The 1,262-nt window shown below is 56.5% G+C and carries 1 protein-coding gene; it reads right to left on the bottom strand.

Going from position 1 to position 1,262, the window contains the following annotated elements:
* Positions 1 to 939, bottom strand: a 939-nt coding sequence (locus AC1DRJ_RS28220; protein WP_477805034.1) for an AraC-like ligand-binding domain-containing protein, incomplete at its 3' end; no start/stop codon positions are given.
* Positions 940 to 1,262 lie beyond the last annotated feature (323 nt).

The following is a 1,262-nucleotide window of genomic DNA, read 5'->3' as shown; positions in this document are numbered from 1 at the left end:
GCTCGACGGAACGCTCGAGTAAAATCCTGGGGATTTGAAGCCCAGTCCGTATGCGATATCCATCACGGGCAGGTTCGGGAATTTGACCAATTCATCGGCCGCCTCGCGGAGCCTGCAATGGCGGATGTAAGCGCCCAGGCCGCCTTCATGTTCGAACAGGCGATAAAGCGTCGCACGGGGTAACTGCAATGCTGCCACCAGGCTTTCAGGGGACAGCGTAGATTGGTGAAGGTTGGCTTGAACGTAGCGCCGAGCCTTGTCGAACATGGCCGCCCGCACCGCTGCCCGCGCGCTGCCGCTGAGTTTGGCCTGTTTGCCCAAGGTGGCGAGCAGCAATTGCATGCTGGTATCGAAGGCGCTGCTCGCCTGATTCGCACTCAGGCCGGGAAGGTCTCTGGCTAGCGCCGTCACATGCTCGACGAGCAGGTGGGTCAAAGGCGAGGTGTTTTCAAACAGGCGGCCATGGATGGCTTCCGCATGAGGTAGCACCGCCTCTACAACCGGTCTGGGCACGGACAATGCCAGCAACTGGCAAGCGCTTCGCTGCATACGCAATGGCTGATTCAGGTCAAATGCGAAAATACTGCCAGGGTTGTGCCCTGCACTGCGTGAGGTAGCGCGCTTGCCAACTGAGTCAACGCCACCTGCGATGAAGATATGAAACCCAAAATCGCGTTGGTTATCGGTGGAAATACGAGCCACTGAACGCTCAAGTGTGAGGCTGTCGGTGCGACAGTCAGTGAGAAGCCTATTGCCGAGATCGTAGCGGTCGATGACCCCACTAAAAGGGGATGCGACTTGTGCCCGTGAAGGTATGACATCAATGACATGACCGACGCGCTCACGCCAAGCCAGCAACTGCCGGTTTTGCAACTCACCGCAAACAGTGAAGCGATTAAGTTTGGGAGCGGGTGAAGGGCTACCTTTCACCTTATTCATTAGCGTGTTGTCCATTCGAACGTATCCGGCCAGCTATCAGTGACCATGCCATGAAAGCGAAAGGTCGCCTGTGTTGAAAATAGTTTCAAAACTGAGACGCACTGTTAAGTGCTCCCCGCAAAGCCCCCCATAATCCCGGCCAATTCGGCGCATTCCCATCAGGTAAATCGGCGGATACGGCCAAGTGACCGAACTGATTTTTAGCGTGCTCTGCGCTGTCACTCCCAAGTATCCCCCGCTGGCCTATCTGCTGGCCACTGAAGCTATCGGTGTTTTGCATCTTGGTGGTGGGCTTCGTCACTGAACACCGCGTTTGGCAGCAC

The sequence above is a fragment of the Pseudomonas sp. P5_B2 genome (genome assembly GCF_056400445.1).
Note: the sequence above shows the minus strand (reverse complement) of the source record. Positions and strands in the feature narration are given on the sequence as shown.